Below are 19,090 nucleotides of genomic sequence, written 5' to 3' on the forward strand. Positions count from 1 at the left end.
TTTTGAGTTAAATAAACTACCAGTTGCTTGCCACTCGGATTTGATAACCTGAACTATAAATACTTCCATGTCCCACAAGTACTGGTAAAGACTATCCGTTGTTTTTCGCTTGCTGAACAATCAAGCTGGCAACTAGGGCGCTAAGGAGGAAAATAATGAAGACTCACACACGAATGATTCGGACTATTGCAGGAATTATCAGCAGTGTTGAAACGCTGGAAGGAGAGGGTATGGTTGTTCGTCGTCCATTCCCCAAAAGCAGCTTTTCGGAGTTTGATCCGTTTCTCCTCCTTGATGAATTAGGCCCTGTTGATATTGAACCAGGTCAAGCGAAGGGAGCACCAGATCATCCCCACAGGGGTTTTGAAACAGTATCTTACATCCTTGAGGGATACATTGAGCACAAAGATTCACAAGGACATACGGGAAAACTTGGCCCTGGTGACGTGCAGTGGATGACGGCGGGAGCAGGTGTAATTCACTCGGAAATGCCAGAACGAGAATTTGCTCGCACAGGCGGGCGGCTTCATGCACTTCAACTGTGGGTAAACTTACCTAGTCGTGACAAGATGATGAAGCCTCGTTATCAGGAAGTTCCAGCCCAACGAATACCAACTGCTCAAACAAATGATACAGGAGTGAGAGTGAAAGCGATCGCAGGGGAAGCACTAGGAGCTAAAGCTGTAATTGAAACGCAAACTCCAATTATTTATTTACATTTCACGCTCCAACCTGGTGCGACTGTATCTCAGCCTGTGCCAAAAGAATACAACGCTTTTGCATACGTGCTTAATGGAGAAGGTTTGTTAGGTACAGAAAAAGAGCGTGCAGCTCCAGGGCAAATGGTGCTGTTTACCCAAGATGGTGATGAAGTGGCGATCGCCAATCCATTGGATGCAAAATCACCATTGGATGTGTTGCTAATCGCTGGCGTACCGCTCAACGAACCAGTTGTTCGTTATGGGCCGTTTGTGATGAATACCGAAGCAGAAATTATTCAAGCTATTGAAGACTATCGTAATGGGAGGATGGGTTCCATTGACTTCTAATATTCTTCTACAAAGAATCCGTCAACATCAATATCTGCGTGATTTGAGAAACAAATTGCTGCACCTTCACAAGATGTTGCTTGATGTAGAACGTATTACTTATGAAAAGGTGCGTGGACGCGTATCAAGTGAAGAACTCCTTCAACTTGTCATCGATCACGAACAATTTGCTTGGCTACATCGCATTTCTCAGTTGATTGTACACATTGATGAAATGCTCGAAGCCGATACACCCGTATCTCAACAAGATGTCGAAAATTTAATTGCCAATACCCGCACGCTACTCACACCATCAGAGTTAGGCAATGGGTTTGCAAGAAAATACTACGTTGCTCTTCAGCGCGATCCAGGCGTTGTACTAGCACATGCAGAAGTAACAGAGGTTCTCGCATCTAAGTAAATCAGTTGAAGTTGAAGTTAATTGTATGCACCGCCAATCACCTCGCGGTGCATTTTTCATAAGTAAAGTTTATTAATACTATCTACTCTTATTTGTCAATAGTAGTTGACTTATTGTAACAATATTGATAAATTTATTTACATAAGTTAATAAAGCAAAGGAAAAGACTATGTATACCACTACAGATGAAAGAGGCATTTTAAATAACTACGCTAACGAACCCAAGATGTACTGTGCAGCTTACCCCTCAGTTGAACAGCAGCGCCGCTACACTATTCAGGCTGGAGTTGCGGCTTTCTTTGTCACCGCTTTGGTGGTGGTTGCCTTTGTAGTTAGCTAAAAAACTTTGACTGTTTTATCACTTGTATCAAAATCGTTATTCCAATTCTCCCATCAGCCTCAGCCATCAAGCTGGGGTTTTTTGTTGCTGCTCGGTGCCTAGTTGGGTTTAACTTTTCTCGTTACCAGGTTCAACCTGGTAGTGATAATTTCGAGGCTGCGCCTCCAGGCTGTTGGGGCTAGTGTTAAGATGTGGAATATGATAATTTTTTACCCAAGAAAAAACCCACTATTAACAGTGGGACGCACTAAGTGAATATATATTCAATCTAGAAGCTAGAAATAAGATTTTTATAATGAGAATATAAAAGTAGCGATCGCAGTGATTCAGTCTGCAAAAATACGTGCAAAGAAAGTTGTAATTTCAGACCAAGCAGAGGTAGTAGCAGCAGAATCGTAGCGATAACCATCATCACGCATAAATGTATGCTCTGCTTCATATGAGCAAATTTTGTGTGGTACACCAGCCTGCTCAAGAGCTTGGATAATAATTTGACGGTCATTTGTCGGTATGTGAGGATCGAGAGTACCAAAGACAATGAGCATTTCGCCTTTAATTTCACTTACCCGTTGGATTGTATCGGCTACCCCTTTACCGAGTTTGCCACTGGGAATGCCAGTCGGATAGCAGCAGACAGCAGCCTTAATTTCACTTTGAAAAGCTGCCCGAAAAGCTAGATGCCCACCAATACAAAAGCCGAGAGTGCCGATTTTACCTGGAGCTACCGAACTATCTGCTTTAAGAAACTCAATTGCAGCAATGCGATCGGCATCATAATCAGCTACTAGAGTGCGACGAGCATCATCATTACCTCGCATTCTACCGAGATCATCTGGTTCAATAATCATACCAATTGGTTCTATGCGATGAAAAATCTCTGGGGCTGCCACTACATAGCCAAATCCAGCTAAGTAGTTAGCGAGACGAATCATTGGCTCGCCTAATTGATAAATATCGCTGTAGAATAAAATACCTGGATAAATTCCTACTGCTTTTGGGGCAGCTACATAAACACGCATTAAACTTTCATCTACTCTCAATTCGACATTGCGTTTAGTGATTTGCACTTTTTGTCTCCATGTAATGTTTGTAAAATGAACTTCTACACAAGTGCATGAGAATTTAGAACAGCTTACTGCTATCTTTAATTATTTTCCTTTATGCCAAAAAATCAAGTCATATTTGTACAATTTTCTAGATTTTTTATTTTAACGAGGCTTAATAGTTAATTGCATAAAAACACATAAAGAGTGAAATTTTTCTGGAATTTCACTTTCAGCAAAAGGAGAAATATCCTGAAAACCGAGAGAGCGATAAAGTGATTGTGCTTCTTTGACAAAAGGTGCAGCATCCAAACGAATTTTTGTATAACCTATTTGACAAGCTTCTTGAATAATCGCTTCTACTAAACACCGAGCTATTCCTTTTCTACGAAATTCTGGTTTAACGTAAACCCTTTTTAGCTCTGCTGTTTTAGTATTAACTTTTCGCAAGCCAGCACATCCTGCTATTTTTCTGTCGTATTCTCCTAATAATAGTCTTCCTTCTGGTGGCATAAATTGATATAAATTTACCATATCTTGTTGTAAATATGAATTAACATCAAAACTAAAATTCAACTCATTTATTGCCATCGAGTTAGTCCAACTTAAATATTCAAAAAATAATTCTCGTACGTGAAATCTATGTAAATTTGGCTCTATTTTGAGAATATTCAACATTTTTGTTTCCTAGTTTACAATTGGCTTTGTAATATCCTCGACTTCTCTAAGATGTCGGGAATATATGTTTGTTTGCTGCTACCATAATCCCTTATGTTTAAAAGTCCATTACGCTATCCTGGTGGGAAACAGAAGGCGATTCCTCAGATTGCCCGTTATATACCTTCTAATTTTAAGGAGTTTCGCGAACCTTTTGTAGGTGGAGGTTCTGTGCTTTTTCATATCTTACAAAAATACCCCAACTTGCCTTGCTGGATTAACGATCTCAACCAAGAACTTTATTATTTTTGGACTCAGGTAAAAATTAATTTACCTGAGCTAGTTGAGGAAGTTTGGAAAATCAAGCAACAGACAACAGATGGACGTGCTCTATTTAAATCTCTCGCAGTTGCAAACACTAGTACAATGAGTCCATTAGAGCGGGCTGTGCGTTTCTTTGTTCTCAATCGAATTACCTTTAGTGGCACTATTGAGAGTGGTGGTTATAGTAGTGCTTCTTTCAAAGCCCGATTTACAAACTCTTCTATTGAACGACTAGCAGCCTTGAATGGTTGTTTTATTAATACTCGAATCACTAACTTCGACTATAGCGCCCTACTTAAAGAACCTGGAGACGATGTATTTATTTTTCTCGATCCACCTTATCTGAGTAAGAGTAAATCTAAACTCTATGGCAAGAAAGGCGATCTACATACTTGCTTCGATCATGTCCGCTTTGCCAAGTTAATGTCAAATTGTTCACACAAATGGTTGATTACTTATGATAACTGTAAAGAGGTACAACATAATTTTTCGTTTGCCCAAATTTATGAATGGGAATTGCAATATGGTATGAACAATTATAAACAACATCAAGCAGAGAAAGGTAAAGAATTGCTAATTACTAATTATCCTATTAAATTATAAACAAGGTGTGATTGCATCAGGTTTATCAACAGTGATGAAGAAATAAGAATTGTACCACTGTTTAAGTAAGCGTAAATAATCAATTTACCATTTCGGCTTTAGATACAACCAAAACTATAGTGAAAATTTTAAAATGGTTAATATTCCAGTTATTAATTTTTCTCTCTTTTGTAATAATAACTGTATAGATAGACAAATCGTAGTCCAGCAAATATATCAAGCTTGCCATGAAATTGGCTTTATGTATTTGCAAAATCATGGTATATCTATAGACCTAATCAAGCAGATATTTTTAAAAAGCAAAGACTTTTTCAACTTACCCTTAGAATTAAAACAGCGATTAGCTTGGAGCGATGAATTTAGTAATCAAGGTTATGTTGGAATTGAGAGAGAACGACTTAATGCTAACAATCCTGGTGATTTGAAAGAGGCATTTAATGTGGGACAAAAAGACGCGGAGACACGGGGACGTGATGACGCGGAAAATTTTTATGTGTCATGTCTAAGTTCTCCTGCAAAAGACTCTTCTATTCTCGATTTTTATCGAGCTTGCATAGAATTATCTAATAAAATATTGCAAGCACTTGCTTTGGCTTTACAATTGCCAGAAGATTTTTTTACAACAAGGCATACCGAACAAAATCATACTCTGCGACTGCTGCATTATCCGCCGGTGCAAAAACTGCCCCAACCCAGACAAGTGCGTGCTGGCGAACACTCAGACTATGGCAGCATTACCCTACTGTTTCAAGACGAAATTGGGGGTTTAGAAATACAAACAACAGCTGGGCAGTGGATTGCTGCACCAGTAATTCCCGATACTGTCATCGTTAATACTGGGGATTTGATACAACGATGGACTAATCATGTATTTTGCTCAACTAAACATCGAGTAATTATTCCCAGTGATCAGAGAGTCAAACAGTCTCGGTATTCTGTGGCATTTTTCTGCCATCCCAACGACAATACAGAAATTGCTTGTCTTGAGAGCTGCCAAAAAGAACATCCTCCCATTTATCCACCAATTCTGGCAGGAGAATATCTTTTGAGCCGTTTACGAGCAACTTACTAATTCCATAATTTAGATCTGTATCTTAGTGATAGTTGATCCTTGTTTAGTTGAGGCGAAGTCTTAACTTCACCACCATAATTACGCTTATTGTTTAGTTGAGGCGAAGTCTTAACGACAACCCACTTTGTGTCTACACAGTTTATAGAGTAAGCTTCCCCGCTCTAAAGAGACGGGGCTTTCAGTAGCCCTGAGCTATCCGTGCGCTCGTTTACAACACAAATAACCCGAACCTCCAGGCAGGCTAACAGACTGCCCCAATAAAGAAATCATTTTTGCGCCATTCAAATCAGCGTCGCCATGCCATCCACAGTTACCACACTTGAAGCGCTGATCAGACCTCAACCCAATGTGCAAGCATTGGTGGCAGGTTTGGCTTGTGTAGGCAGGTGGCACTGCAATCACCTCGACTCCTTCGTTGATACCTTTGTATTCAAGGAAAGAACGCAATTGATAAAACGACCAAGAATTAGACCGTCTGCGCTCAACGTTACTTCTAGGATGAGTGTTGGTGCGCTCCCTAATCCCGGTTAGATCCTCAATCGCAACCAGAGCATTAGTAGACTTTGCTTGCTGAATTATAGACTTGCTAATGTTGTGGTTTAGCCACTGCTGAAATCTTCTCTCTCTGCCCGACAGCCGTTGCAAAATCTGCCTTGCCCTACGACGAGTAGACCTTGTGCCTTTCGAGGCTTTTCTTTGGAGAGATGTTCTAACTAAGGCAAATCTATCTCGAACATCATTTATCTGTTTGCCATCCCACTTATCACCATTACTAGTTACGGCAATATCCCGTCTACCAAAATCAACACCAATCACATTGGTGTGTTTGAGTGGATCGGGAGCTTCTTGTTTGATTTGAATATGGATGTAGTAGGAGCCATCCCGATGTTTACACAACTGCGCCGATGTTGGTTTGTTGCCTTTGAGTTTGCCTCGCTGGTAGTTGCCAATATCCAATTTCATATGTTCTCTACTTTCGGAGAGAGTAAGGCTAACAGTCCAGTCTTTCTCCCTAAAGGAGAAGATTCTAGCGTCGTAGTCGGCACTAGTAGGTTGAAACTTTTTAACTGGTTTGTCTTTGTGCGAAGCAGTCTTGCGGTTAGACCCTACTCTTGCACAAGCCCTAACTGCCAAATTAGCAGACAGTCCAAACAATGAGCGCAAGTCTTGATAAACCAGGTTTTGAATCGTCGTCTTGCTTGTTATCTGTGGTTTAACCTGCTCGTTGGCATAGTTGCAAGCATCTGCAAACGCCTTCAATGTTGCCTCGATTTGGGCAACTTGTTCAGGAGTGGGGGTAAGCTTGCAAACCAATGTCAGTACTTGTTCCATAAGATAATTTATATCACCTGTGACGGCTATTAAAATAGCCGAGTCGTGTTTCCTCCGTGGTCTCAAGACGCACGGCTTCCACGCTCCCGTAAGGTTTTAGGTGATTTGAGCTTGACAAAATTTTAAGTAATAACGCACATCCTAGCTTGCCGCTGCTGCGATCGCCCATCTGTGTTAAAAAACAGTCAGAATAGATGAATCCCCCAGCTGTTTGAGTACTCACATGAGAACGCCAGCGCAAACGATCAAAGTTATTGATTACCGCCAAGAGAATGCATCAGATCCGTTTGTGCCTAAACCCGCTGTTCTCTCAAGCTCAAAATGGGACAGTATCCATTTTGAACTCCACCAACAGCCAAAGTTTGAGATAACTGAGCATCAACACACAATGCACGTGATTGCACAAGGAGTTGCCAGTTCTTCGTCTTCCGACTTATCAGGGGAGCGATGGTTGGATGGAAAGCTTAAAAGAGAGACGCGCAATCATGGAGACATTGCAATTATTCCTGCGGGTATTTCCCATCGCTGTAATTGGAATACCTCAGTCCAGTTTATAATTTTGGCAATTGAGTCTGCACTCCTCAAACAAGTTGGTCAAGATTGGGTTGATTGCGATCGCATTGAACTTATCCCTGATTTTATGACTCGGCAAGATGTATTGCTTCAAGGTATCTTCTGTGCCTTACGAGAAGAATTAGAGTCTAAAAAAATTGGCGGTTATTTACTGATTGATAGTATCAAAACAACATTAGCTATTCATTTATTACGGAACTATTGCACCACGCAACCTAAGCTTTCTACCCATACAGATGGATTATCCACTCTGAAGTTGCAACAGGTCAAGGAGTATATTAACGAACATCTGGAGCAGGATGTAAAGTTAAGTGAGATTGCTGCGATCGCTCAAATGAGTCAATATCACTTTTTGCGTCTGTTCAAGCAAAGTATGGGTGTGACACCCCACCAATACATTTTGCAATGTCGAATCGATAAAGCGAAATATTTATTACAGCACAGCGAACTTAGCATTGCAGATATTGCTGTCAGGGTAGGTTTTTGTGATCAAAGTCACTTGACTCGATATTTCAAACGGATTGTCGGCGTTACACCGAAACAACTCTTGCAAACATGAACAGCAATAATTTACTAAGATTCCGCAACTTCTTTCTAGAGTTCTAAGTAGCATTTTTTCTACAGTGGGATGACACTGAGTTCAGCCAAAACAAAAATGCTACAAACACCAAATATTGAAATTAACACTACAAAAGTCAAAATACCCAACAAAGGCTTAGAAATTGATGCTTACCTAGCTCAACCAGCACATCAGGGAATCTTTGGCGCTATTATAGTTTTTCAAGAAATTTTTGGAGTTAACAACCACATTCGAGAAGTCACCGAACTCATAGCCAAACATGGTTATGTAGCAGTAGCACCCGCGCTGTATCAACGTTTTGCTCCCGGTTTTGAGGTTGAATATAAATCAGAAAGTGTTGGCTATAGCCCAGAAGGCTATCGGCTTGGCTTGGAATACTATCAACAAGTCAAGTATCAAGAAATCTTCACCGATATTCAAGCTACGATCGCTTACTTAAAAACTCTACCTAATATCAATGATAATGCGATCGGGGTGATTGGTTTCTGTTTTGGCGGTCATGTTGCTTACATGGCTGCAACCTTACCCGAAATTAAAGCAACGGCTTCATTTTACGGTGGTGGAATTACCACTTCTAGTTATGGTGAAGATACTCCAACCATTAATCGCACCTCTGAAATTAAAGGTACTATTTATGTGTTTTTTGGGACAAGAGACACATTAGTTTCCCAGGAGGAAAACGAGCAAATTGAGGCGGAATTAAAGAAACATCAAATAAATCATCGCGTATTTCGATACGACGCAGGACACGGATTCTTTCACGGTTTATTTGTAGAGGAGTACCCATTCATCGCCCAGCACCCAAGTTACAACCCCGAAGCGGCTCCTGATGCTTGGCAACGCGTTCTAGAACTTTTTCAAAACAACTTGTGAAACTTGAAGCTAGCGATCGCACATCGCACGTAATATAATTCTGCCTAAAATCAAAAAAAGCGATCGCTCATTTTCTGTCCAAGGTGTAATCATCTCACTGATTCCTGCTCAAGTTGGTAGATCGCGAGTGCTAACAAACAGAAACTGTTCTATTTTTTAGTTGAGGTACAAGTTATGAATATCACACTCAAGCCAGAAATAGAGCAATTTATTCAACCGCAAATTGCTACAGGTAGATATGCATATGCTGAGGAAGTGATTAGTAAAGCATTGAAATTGCTGGAAGAACAGGATAACGAGTATCAGGAATGCGTAGAAGAAACTCGGCAAAAAGTTGATGTCGCAATTGCAGAACTTGAGCGCGAGGAAGGTTTAGATGGTGAAACTGTAGTGATGCAAATACTCGACAGATTTCAAAAAGCCCGTGAGGCTCAGGAATGAGTAATTACATTATCTCACCATCTGCAATTCGAGATTTAAACGAAATTGCTGATTACTTTCTTATCAGAAATCTGGAAGCAGGAGAAACTGTAAAAGGCATTGGCTAAGGTTGTGCTTATGGGACTAATCCAAAAATTCCCATTAAAAAAGGGCTTACAAGCCCTGAAGTTTAAGCTATTTCTTAATGTATATTAACTAATTATCTGTCCATTTAACAAAATATTGTCACAAAACAGGTAAGTAGCTAAAAGCCTGACCTAACAAAGGTTATGGCAGATTCTTGATTAGCTCAATTCTCACGACGTTATTTTGCCTGGATTAACAAATTAGATGTCCAATTCCTGAAATTTCACAATTTAACTGTCATTTCACAAGAACTAGAAAATTTTTGAATTTTAGAAAAGTTAACAGATTAAATGTCACTCTGTAAGTATAATATACATATATGTTTCAATTAAACAATTACGTTTATGCAGGACGCTGATTTTTCTGACATACCTGCAACCAAGACAAGCATTACAAACTCAAGCAGCAGTATCACCGAAGCAAATGTAATTGTCTCGGAACTTACAGATGAGGCAAAGTTAAAAATGGAGGTGATTCAAAGTCTACTTGAAGCAACCGATCGCACAACATATACTCAGAGGCTCCAACAAGCAGCAGTAAAGCTGGGTAAATCAGTGCGAACGGTGCGGCGACTGATTGATAAATGGGAGCAAGAAGGGTTAGTAGGACTTACTCAAACTCAACGTGCAGATAAAGGAAAACACCGAGTTAACGAGAATTGGCAAGAATTTATTTTAAAAACCTATAAGGAAGGCAATCAAGGCAGTAAAAGAATGACTCGCCAGCAGGTAGCTGTGAGAGTCAAGGTAAGGGCTGATGAACTTGGTGTTAAACCTCCTTCCCACATGACGGTATACCGCATTTTGCAACCATTAATTGAGAAGCAAGAGAAAGCTAAAAGCGTTCGCAGTGCCGGTTGGCGGGGGTCACGCCTAGCAATGAAAACCCGTGACGGGAAGGATTTAACAGTAGATTACAGTAACCATGTTTGGCAATGTGACCATACCCGTGTAGATGTTTTATTGGTAGACCAGCATGGCAAAGTTCTGGGTCGTCCCTGGTTGACAACGGTTGTAGATAGTTACTCCCGTTGCATTATAGGTATTAATTTGGGTTATGACGCACCTAGTTCTCAGGTGGTCGCTTTGGCGTTGCGTCATGCCATTTTGCCCAAACAGTATGGTTCAGAATATGGACTTCATCAAGAATGGGGTACTTACGGTTTGCCGGAACATTTTTATACAGATGGTGGTAAAGATTTTCGTTCTAATCACTTGCAACAGATTGCCGTACAACTAGGTTTTGTTTGTCATTTACGCGATCGCCCTAGTGAAGGGGGTATTGTCGAGCGTCCTTTTAAGACCTTTAACACCGAATTATTCTCTAATTTACCAGGATACACGGGGTCGAATGTACAAGAGCGACCAGAAGAAGCAGAAAAAGAAGCTTGTCTTACCTTAAGACAGCTAGAGCAGCAGTTGGTACGTTATCTCGTCAATCACTATAACCAGCGAATTGATGCACGTATGGGCGACCAAACTCGATTTCAACGCTGGGAATCTGGGTTGATTGCAGTTCCAGATGCCATGTCTGAGCGAGATTTGGATATCTGCCTCATGAAACAAACACGACGGCAGATTCAAAGAGGAGGCTACCTGCAATTTGAAAACATCATGTATCGAGGTGAACTTTTAGCAGGTTACGCGGGGGAAAGTATTATTTTACGATTCGACCCCAGAGATATCACAACTATATTGGTTTACCGCCAACAAGGAAATCGGGAGGAGTTTGTTGCTAGGGCATTTGCTCAAGATTTAGAAACAGAGCAATTGTCTTTGGATGAAGCCAAAGCCAGTAGTCGTAAGATTCGAGAGGCTGGTAAGACAATTAGCAATCGCTCAATTTTGGCAGAAGTCAGGGAGCGTGAAACTTTTGTCAACCAAAAGCCAACTAAGAAGGAACGTCAAAAAGCCGAACAGATTGAACTGAAAAAAGCCAAACAACCATCGCTTGTTGAAGTAGAACAGCTAGAAATAGCATCTCCCCAAACTCAGGAAGAATCGGAGATGCCGGAAGTATTTGATTACGAACAAATGCGCGAAGATTACGGATTTTAAAAAATGACTTTAAAAGAAGCTCAAACAGTCGCTCAAGAATTGGGCGATATTGCCCTCACTGATGAAAAATTACAAGCAGAAATTCAAAGATTGAATCGTAAAAGTTTTGTCCCACTCGAACAAGTCAAAATTCTCCATGACTGGCTGGAAGGAAAACGTCAAGCACGTCAGTCTGGACGAGTTGTGGGTGAGTCAAGAACTGGTAAAACAATGGCTTGTGATGCCTACAGGCTCAGACATAAACCCAAGCAAGAACCAGGACAACCGCCAACTGTGCCTGTTGCTTATATTCAAATTCCGCAAGAGTGTGGTGCTAAGGAATTGTTTGGGGTGATTCTTGAGCATTTGAAGTATCAGGTAACAAAAGGTACAGTTGCAGAGATTCGCGATCGCACGTTTCGGGTTCTCAAGGGTTGCGGCGTAGAGATGCTGATTGTTGATGAGGCTGACCGTTTGAAACCGAAAACCTTTGCAGAGGTGCGCGATATTTTTGACAAGTTAGAAATTGCCGTGATTTTGGTGGGAACAGACCGCCTGGATGCTGTAATTAAGCGAGATGAGCAGGTTTATAACCGTTTTCGGGCTTGTCATCGCTTTGGCAAGATGTCAGGAGAAGATTTTAAGCGGACTGTGGATATCTGGGAAAAGAAAGTTTTGCAACTGTCGGTGGCTTCTAATCTCTCCAGCAAGACAATGTTGAAGACTTTGGGTGAAGCAACGGGGGGTTATATTGGGCTGTTGGATATGATTCTCAGAGAAGCGGCTATTCGGGCTTTGAAGAAAGGATTACAAAAAATTGACCTGGAAACTTTGAAGGAAGTAACTGGGGAGTATAGGTAATGAAAGCCGAAGATATCCAACCCTGGCTGTTTCGAGTGGAACCATATGAGGGCGAAAGTTTGAGTCATTTTTTGGGACGTTTTCGACGAGCCAATGAATTAACGCCTACTGGGTTAGGTAAAGCAGCAGGAATTGGGGGTGCTGTTGCACGTTGGGAAAAGTTTCGGTTTAATCCCCCTCCCTCACGTCAGCAGTTGGAAGCGTTGGCTATTGTGGTGGGAGTTGAGGCTGATAGGTTAGAGCAGATGTTACCACCTGCTGGGGAGGGAATGAAGATGGAGCCAATTCGGTTATGTGCAGCTTGTTATGCCGAGTCGCCTTGTCACAAAATTGAGTGGCAGTTTCAGGTAACGCAGGGGTGTAAGCGTCATCAGTTAAGGTTATTGTCCGAGTGTCCTAATTGTGGAGCTAGGTTTAAGGTTCCGGCTTTATGGGTAGATGGGTGGTGTCAGAGGTGTTTTATGCCATTTGCAGAGATGACTAGCAAGCAAAAGCTTTTTTATTGTTAGATTCTTGTGTTTAGATATTGATTTAAGCCAAAGGCGAAAATTTTTTTGATAAACTAACGATCTTCACTATAGAGAAAAATAAAATCATTATCTATCTGTATATCGGGATATAAAGTAGTTAATTCTTCTGTTATGTGGCAATGGTAGTTTTTTATAGGAATTTCAATGATTTTATTACGTATTAATATAGCAAAAAAATATTGAAATAATGAAATACTACGAGGAAATTTTTTAAGTGAAGTCGAATTAATTTCTTTTTTTAGTTTTTCAATAATTTCTGGTATGTTATTTTCTTTTTTAGCATCGACAGCAAGACGATATAAGTTATCACAAAAACGGTTCATGTCCTTTGGTTGTAGTTCATTAGGAATTTTACCGTTTTCAAATAGCTTGTTAATTTCAGTAGCTAACTTACGTTTGATTTTTATATCAGGATAATTATTTTCTTGAATAATAAGAGATGTTTGTTCAAAAGCAAGAATAAGCGTATCTAGTTGTTCAACGTTTGCTTTAATTTGTGCTGCTAGACGTAATCTTTTCCAGTCTATTTCAGGACTTTTATATACTAAATCATGAGTTGAAACTGACCAAGCGTGTTCAAAAGCACTTTTAATTTGAATTTCAAAACTAATATTATAAATACTTAATTCATTATCTGGATTTAAAGCATCAATTTTTTTAATTTGAGCATATATTCTAGTCGAATCAAACCTAAAAATATCCGGTGCTTTTTTATTTTGTCCTCTTTTAACTGTTCGTATATTCTTAAAAGTATTGTTGCAAAATTGTATCACTTCTTCTTCATGAGACAAAGTAGGTATTATAATAGTGCAAGCAAATAAATCGTCTAAATCTGACCATTTTTTAAATCTACCTGTTTCAATTTTCTCCGCAATAGATTCAACAGTTTTAATGCGCGAAGTAAAAGCATATCCTTTGCTTTCACAAAAATTTACTAATGTTGATTTAACTGTCTCTGCAAGTCTTTTAACAAAAGGATTATATTCATTATATTTACGCTCTAGTATAGAAGGATAAATCATACATCTAAGTTCTTATCAGTTTAGATTTCCCTGAATTACAGATTTCATAATTCTAATTCTAGTTTTTCTTGTACCTGCATCTGTAAATGAGAACTTAACCGCTTCATAGTACTCTAGTGCATTTTTCTGATAGTCTGTCAGTGAATCTTTAGACTGATTTTGTAATTCTGAATCTTCTACTACTTTCAGAAAATTATTAATTCTTTCACCAATATCTTTAGATATTATCAATCCATCGTCACTCTCACGATTTAACTCAGCAATAGCACCAAACAGCGAGTAAAAATCAGCTTGATTTTTCAATCTCGTTTTAGATAAATTTATATCTTGTGATAAATCTAATATATCTTTGATGTCTTTAACTATATTACGAAATTCATTCTCAATTTCTGCTTTTACTTCCCAATTAATATCTCGATCACTAAATGCTTTATCAAGATATTCTTGACTATAAGCTCTAACACCTTCTTCTAGAAAAAGTAATAGTTGAGCAACCATTTCAACATCTTTCATTTGTTTTTTGGATCTTCGATCAATTGTTGGAAAATTTCCACCCAAATACTCAAACATCCAGCTAGTTAATTCTTCTACCGTAGTAATAAAATCTCCGTTAAACTTTGCATGACGAAGTTCTTGAGGCGTTAATTTAATTACATTCCGATTTATACGGTCAAATATATTACTAATTATTTTTTCATCAGAGGATGGAACATATTCTATAGCAAACTGATATTTCCAAAAATTTTGTTTATCTTCATTATCTAAATCTTTAAAATATTTACCACGAAATCTTTCAATCGTAGCTTTTTCATAAACAGGAAATTCATTATTCGCAAATTCAAATAAAGTAGATAATCTTTGTTTGCCATCAACTATACTAACTTTAGATACTCCTTCAGGAGTAATTTCTTGATATATAAATATTGCAGGTGCAGGATAGCCATTAAGTACAGTATCAACAAAAAAATCTTTATAGTCTTGATTCCAAACACTACGTCTTTGATAAGGTGGATCAAGCTCAAGGAGTTTTCTATTATAGAGATCCCAAAACCAAGAAACAGTTTGAAAGTTAATTGTTCTACTCATTAGATTGCTTTAGCATATAGTATTGATTGAGATGCTCTTTCTGGCACATTCTTTAAATACTTTTGACACGGCTAATTTGATCGCATTTTTATTAGACTATCAGCTTTTTTTCCAATCTTCTATAAATCTGATCTAACCACACGGGAATGACAGGCTTACCTTCTACTACGGAAGCGATCGCTTTGTCTCGGTCAAACTCCACAAGGGAAAGCATCAACCCTGTTCCTCCCTTGGTAGCTTTTTCTCCTACTGCTCCCAACAGCATAAAACGCTTCCCTTGACCAGATTTAAATAACTCAGGCTCCTTGTCTTTCAGGGTTTTGACCGTTTCACCAGCCAGATCAAAACTCAACCCAGCAGACAAAAAATATACCATCACAGCCAATTCCACCAAATTGGCTTTTGAGTAATAAATACTACGTCCTGTTCCCGTTTCACTGATAACGGGAACAATTACCCCCTTCTCTCGCCAGTACTGTAGCTGACGCAGGGTACAGCCTGTGATTTCAGCCGCTTGTTTGCTCGTAAAAAATGTCTCTTGCATGAAATAATTTTACACACGGCTGTTTATAAGACAAATATGTTATTATTAGACATATATTGTTTAAAATGTCATGAGCCAAATCACGATTCAGTGCCGTTTGGTTGCCAGTGCATCTACCCGCCAATACTTATGGAAGTTAATGGCAGAGCAAAACACGCCTCTGATTAACGAGTTACTGGAACAATTGGGACATCACCCAGACCTGGAAAATTGGCGACAAAGAGCTAGAATTCCTGCTGATATCGTCAAGCAACTATGTCTAACACTCAAAACTGACTCACGCTATAGTGGTCAACCTTCTCGGTTTTATGCCAGTGCGATCGCATTAGTGAATTACACTTATAAATCGTGGCTGGCGTTAATGAAGCGGTTGCAGTCCCAACTGGATAGCAAAACCTACTGGCTGGAAATGCTCAAAAGTGATGCTGAATTAGTTAAAATCTGTGGTGCATCTTTGGATGGAATTCGCAATAAAGCAACTGAAATTTTGAATCAAATCGCTCCACTCAATACAGTTGTCACTCAACAACCAAAGAGTAGCAAGGTCAAAAAAAGCAAAAAGTCTACAGTTTCACAGATAGATGGTGTGAAGCACCCACATCAAACAAGCGATCGCCATCTATTTAACACCTTATTTGAAATTTACCGCAATACCGAAGACATCCTGACTCGTTGTGCCATTAGCTATTTACTTAAAAATAGCTGCAAAGTCTCTGATGAAGAAGAAGACTGCGAAAAATTTACTCAACGCCGCCGTAAAGTTGAGATTCAGATCGAACGTATAAAAGAACAATTAGAAGCACGAATTCCCAAAGGTCGAGATTTAACTAATACTAAATGGTTGCAAACACTCTTCACTGCTACATACAACATCCCTGAAAACGAAACCGAGGCGAAATCTTGGCAAAATAGCCTTTTGAGACAATCTAGTTCTGTACCGTTCCCAGTAGCTTATGAAAGCAGCGAAGAAATGACTTGGTTTAAAAACCAAAAAGGACGCATTTGTGTAAAATTCAACGGTATCAGCGAACATACCTTTGAAGTGTACTGCGATAATAGACAGCTACATTGGTTTAAACGCTTTTTAGAAGACCAGCAAATCAAACGCAACAGTAAAAATCAGCATTCCAGCAGTTTGTTCACTCTTCGCAGTGGTCGCATTGCTTGGCAGGAAGGGGAAGGTAAGGGTGAACCCTGGAACGTTCACAGTCTAACTCTCTACTGTTGTGTGGATACCCGCCTGTGGACGGCTGAAGGTACAGAACAAGTAAAGCAAGAAAGAGCAGAAGAAATCGCCAAAATCATCACCAGAACCGAAGCGAAAGGCAATCTCAACTCTAAACAAGAACGATTTATCAAGCAGAAAAATTCGACACTATCTAGAATCAATAACTCCTTTCCTCGTCCGAGTCAACCTTTGTACAAAGGTAAATCTCATATTTTGGTAGGTGTTAGTCTTGGTCTAAAACAACCTGCAACAGTAGCAGTAGTGGACGGCATTACAGATAAAGTTATTACCTATCAAAGCATCAAACAGCTACTTGGGGATAACTACCAACTCTTAAACAGACAGCAAAGAGAAAAACAAACTTTATCTCACAAACGCCAAATAGCTCAAATCTTTGCTTCACCAAACCCATTTGAAGAATCTGAGTTAGGGCAGTACATAGATAGATTAATAGCTAAAAAAATTGTCGCCCTTGCTCAAACATACTCTGCTGGTAGCATAGCCGTTCCCAAATTAGGCGATATACGAGAGCAGGTCAACAGTGAAATTCAAGCAAGAGCTGAACAAAAATGTCCAGATTGCCTAGAAGCACAGAAAAATTATGCCAAACAGTATCGGCATAGTGTCCATCAGTGGAGTTATGGCAGATTGCTTGAGTGTATTCAAACTCAAGCGACTAAAGCTGGAATTGTTATAGAACAAGGGAAACAGCCTATCCGAGGAAGCCCACAACAGAAAGCAAAAGAGTTGGCGATCGCCGCCTACAAATCACGCCAAATAGTTGATTGACAAAAGCTTGAACCTTGAAAATAGAATAAGTAATAGCGCCGCAGTTCATGTTGTAATCAACCGCTGAACTGTGAAAAGTTTGGGTTAGTTTGACTGTGGGAACACAGTCCTGCTTTCTGACCCTAGTAGCTGCCCACCTTGAAGCTGCTGTCTCTTGTAGACAGGAATCAGGTGCGCCCCCAGTAATAGAGGTGCGGGTATACCGCAGTGGTGAGTCCACTTGCCGGGGAGATTTTCTTTCCGGCAAAGTGGCGAACCCGAAGGGTGGCTACCGAATCACCTCCGACCAAGGAGGAACCCACCTTAATTATTTTTGAAAGGGGTTAAAGATTCGAGCAGTTTCAACTCCCGTTCTTAGATTAGGAGGGTTGAAAGATTCTTAGAGGAAAAGTTTAGCGCATCCAAAGGGTGCTTTAAAAACCCCTTCAAGTTAGATGGGTTGAAAGAGACAACAGAGAGAGAGTTAAAGAGCTTTCTATCTAAAAGCTTATTGAAGATTGAGTACTCACACTTTTTCAAGTAAGCGTAGGCATCGCTCTTTCAACCAACCTCTATCAAGTTCGAGTTGAGTAAGCTTTTACAAATTTGAGGTTTTAGTAGTTGTGCTAAAACTTTGCTAGATTTATGGTGGGTTGAAAGGTAAGGCAGAGGTCTGCCTTTGTCATAGGTGTCTGATTGTAGTTGTGACAAAAAATCTGTTAACAGTGACATCAATTTGTTAAACATGACATCAATCTGTTAACAGTGACAAATAATTAGTTAATGTACATTAAAAGGCGGCACCCGGATTTGAACCGGGGGATGGAGGTTTTGCAGACCTCTGCCTTACCACTTGGCTATGCCGCCATACCCACGAAATATTATATTATCAGAATTTTATCTAAGATTGCATCCTCACAGCTGTAAATTTTTCACACTCCCGTCGCCACGAGACACGGGAGTGGAAATCTTAAACTCTTACCTCATCGGCAAAAGTGTGCCAACGGACAAAGTGAAATGCGCCAGCGACAGATCCCCAAATATGCTCATCAGTTTCTGGATCGCGCCCGCGATCGCGACTGATAAATTTTTCTCCGTCGATTTCAAATTCACTATCTAGATAAGTTTTTTTCCCTTTGCGATAAACAAAACAGGATTTTCCTGGCTCCACCCTGCCTTTGAAGCCGGAGCCTGTCCACTCTAAAATCATGTTACAACCACAGGATTTTTCCAAATCATTGATTGTTAAAGTTTTAAGGCGTTCTAAATTGCGGGATGCACCGTAAAATCTTTCTTCATCTTTAACCTTGTAATTTTCTATTTGAATATGATCTCCTGCATCCACTAACTTTGCTACCGCTACACGATAAGGATCGTTCAGCATATAGTCATAAGCTTGTTCCACATAAAAACTCACTCCTGAGAGCAAGTCTAAGGGAAGGGGACGCATACAAACACGAATATGGGCAAATAAGGGTGGGTTTTCAAAAGCTTGTTCTTGATTGCTAAAATCTGCTGCCATCCACTGGGCTAAGGTGGCAAGATCTGTGGAATGAGTCATTACAGACAATACACCAGTTGCTTAAAAAGAATCTGGAAGTA

At 39.8% G+C, this 19,090-nt stretch carries 18 protein-coding genes, 1 tRNA gene and 1 pseudogene; 12 read left to right on the top strand and 8 right to left on the bottom strand.

Features of this window, described 5'->3' with window-relative positions:
- Window positions 1-155 precede the first annotated feature (155 nt).
- From U2718_RS20740 to psb34, 3 genes are all read left to right on the top strand, one after another.
- On the top strand, window positions 156-1,049 hold the full coding sequence (locus U2718_RS20740; protein ID WP_342000791.1) for a pirin family protein: 894 nt from the start codon (window positions 156-158) through the stop codon (window positions 1,047-1,049).
- On the top strand, window positions 1,039-1,449 hold the full coding sequence (locus tag U2718_RS20745) for a hypothetical protein (protein WP_342000789.1): 411 nt from the start codon (window positions 1,039-1,041) through the stop codon (window positions 1,447-1,449). Before U2718_RS20740 ends, U2718_RS20745 begins: the two co-directional genes overlap by 11 nt.
- A 169-nt stretch (window positions 1,450-1,618) precedes the next feature.
- Complete coding sequence (gene psb34, locus U2718_RS20750; RefSeq protein WP_342000787.1) at window positions 1,619-1,789, top strand: photosystem II assembly protein Psb34; 171 nt, start codon at window positions 1,619-1,621, stop codon at window positions 1,787-1,789.
- A 326-nt stretch (window positions 1,790-2,115) separates the two neighbouring features.
- On the opposite strand, the gene U2718_RS20755 is transcribed toward psb34, so the two are convergent.
- Window positions 2,116-2,856 (bottom strand): dienelactone hydrolase family protein, encoded by a 741-nt coding sequence (locus tag U2718_RS20755; RefSeq protein WP_342000785.1) that lies wholly within the window; start codon window positions 2,854-2,856, stop codon window positions 2,116-2,118.
- A gap of 141 nt (window positions 2,857-2,997) precedes the next feature.
- A complete protein-coding gene (locus U2718_RS20760) occupies window positions 2,998-3,510 on the bottom strand; it encodes a GNAT family N-acetyltransferase (RefSeq protein ID WP_342000783.1) in 513 nt (170 codons plus the stop codon).
- 93 nt (window positions 3,511-3,603) lie between these two features.
- On the opposite strand from U2718_RS20760, the gene U2718_RS20765 reads away from it, so the two are divergent.
- Window positions 3,604-4,416 carry a DNA adenine methylase gene (locus tag U2718_RS20765; RefSeq protein ID WP_342000781.1) on the top strand — a complete coding sequence of 271 codons (813 nt, stop codon included), beginning with the start codon at window positions 3,604-3,606 and terminating at the stop codon, window positions 4,414-4,416.
- Window positions 4,417-4,549: 133 nt separating this feature from the next.
- Entirely contained in the window at window positions 4,550-5,488 is a 939-nt protein-coding gene (locus U2718_RS20770) for an isopenicillin N synthase family dioxygenase (protein WP_342000780.1), read from the top strand.
- 161 nt (window positions 5,489-5,649) lie between these two features.
- Here the strand turns inward: U2718_RS20770 and U2718_RS20775 are convergent.
- A pseudogene (locus U2718_RS20775) lies at window positions 5,650-6,820 on the bottom strand (RNA-guided endonuclease InsQ/TnpB family protein).
- Between the two features lie 223 nt (window positions 6,821-7,043).
- Between U2718_RS20775 and U2718_RS20780 the strand changes: the two are divergent.
- From U2718_RS20780 to U2718_RS20805, 6 genes are all read left to right on the top strand, one after another.
- The gene (locus U2718_RS20780; protein ID WP_342000776.1) at window positions 7,044-7,952 is read left to right on the top strand and encodes an AraC family transcriptional regulator; all 909 of its coding nucleotides are present in this window, start codon (window positions 7,044-7,046) and stop codon (window positions 7,950-7,952) included.
- A 96-nt stretch (window positions 7,953-8,048) separates the two neighbouring features.
- Window positions 8,049-8,846, top strand: coding sequence for a dienelactone hydrolase family protein (locus U2718_RS20785; protein WP_342001286.1), 798 nt, complete (start codon window positions 8,049-8,051; stop codon window positions 8,844-8,846).
- Between the two features lie 174 nt (window positions 8,847-9,020).
- Window positions 9,021-9,287 (top strand): type II toxin-antitoxin system ParD family antitoxin, encoded by a 267-nt coding sequence (locus U2718_RS20790; RefSeq protein ID WP_342000774.1) that lies wholly within the window; start codon window positions 9,021-9,023, stop codon window positions 9,285-9,287.
- A 470-nt stretch (window positions 9,288-9,757) separates the two neighbouring features.
- On the top strand, window positions 9,758-11,470 hold the full coding sequence (locus U2718_RS20795; protein WP_342000772.1) for a Mu transposase C-terminal domain-containing protein: 1,713 nt from the start codon (window positions 9,758-9,760) through the stop codon (window positions 11,468-11,470).
- 3 nt (window positions 11,471-11,473) lie between these two features.
- Complete coding sequence (locus U2718_RS20800; RefSeq protein WP_342000770.1) at window positions 11,474-12,310, top strand: TniB family NTP-binding protein; 837 nt, start codon at window positions 11,474-11,476, stop codon at window positions 12,308-12,310.
- Window positions 12,310-12,819, top strand: a complete 510-nt coding sequence (locus U2718_RS20805; protein ID WP_342000768.1) for a TniQ family protein — start codon at window positions 12,310-12,312, stop codon at window positions 12,817-12,819. The genes U2718_RS20800 and U2718_RS20805 overlap by 1 nt, the downstream gene beginning before the upstream one ends.
- A 53-nt stretch (window positions 12,820-12,872) precedes the next feature.
- On the opposite strand, the gene U2718_RS20810 is transcribed toward U2718_RS20805, so the two are convergent.
- The 3 genes from U2718_RS20810 to U2718_RS20820 form a co-directional block, all read right to left on the bottom strand.
- A complete protein-coding gene (locus U2718_RS20810) occupies window positions 12,873-13,862 on the bottom strand; it encodes a hypothetical protein (protein WP_342000766.1) in 990 nt (329 codons plus the stop codon).
- Window positions 13,863-13,877: 15 nt separating this feature from the next.
- Complete coding sequence (locus U2718_RS20815) at window positions 13,878-14,948, bottom strand: DUF262 domain-containing protein (RefSeq protein WP_342000764.1); 1,071 nt, start codon at window positions 14,946-14,948, stop codon at window positions 13,878-13,880.
- A gap of 91 nt (window positions 14,949-15,039) precedes the next feature.
- On the bottom strand, window positions 15,040-15,492 hold the full coding sequence (locus U2718_RS20820; protein ID WP_342000762.1) for a MerR family transcriptional regulator: 453 nt from the start codon (window positions 15,490-15,492) through the stop codon (window positions 15,040-15,042).
- A 70-nt stretch (window positions 15,493-15,562) separates the two neighbouring features.
- Between U2718_RS20820 and cas12k the strand changes: the two genes are divergently transcribed.
- Complete coding sequence (cas12k, locus tag U2718_RS20825; RefSeq protein ID WP_342000760.1) at window positions 15,563-17,509, top strand: type V CRISPR-associated protein Cas12k; 1,947 nt, start codon at window positions 15,563-15,565, stop codon at window positions 17,507-17,509.
- 774 nt (window positions 17,510-18,283) lie between these two features.
- On the opposite strand, the gene U2718_RS20830 is transcribed toward cas12k, so the two are convergent.
- Both U2718_RS20830 and U2718_RS20835 read right to left on the bottom strand, forming a co-directional pair.
- A tRNA-Cys gene (locus tag U2718_RS20830) sits at window positions 18,284-18,355 on the bottom strand.
- A gap of 103 nt (window positions 18,356-18,458) precedes the next feature.
- Window positions 18,459-19,049 (bottom strand): chromophore lyase CpcT/CpeT, encoded by a 591-nt coding sequence (locus U2718_RS20835; protein ID WP_342000759.1) that lies wholly within the window; start codon window positions 19,047-19,049, stop codon window positions 18,459-18,461.
- Between the last annotated feature and the right edge of the window lie 41 nt (window positions 19,050-19,090).

Origin of the sequence: Chlorogloeopsis sp. ULAP02 (assembly GCF_038404745.2) — a bacterium.
GTDB lineage: Bacteria > Cyanobacteriota > Cyanobacteriia > Cyanobacteriales > Nostocaceae > Chlorogloeopsis.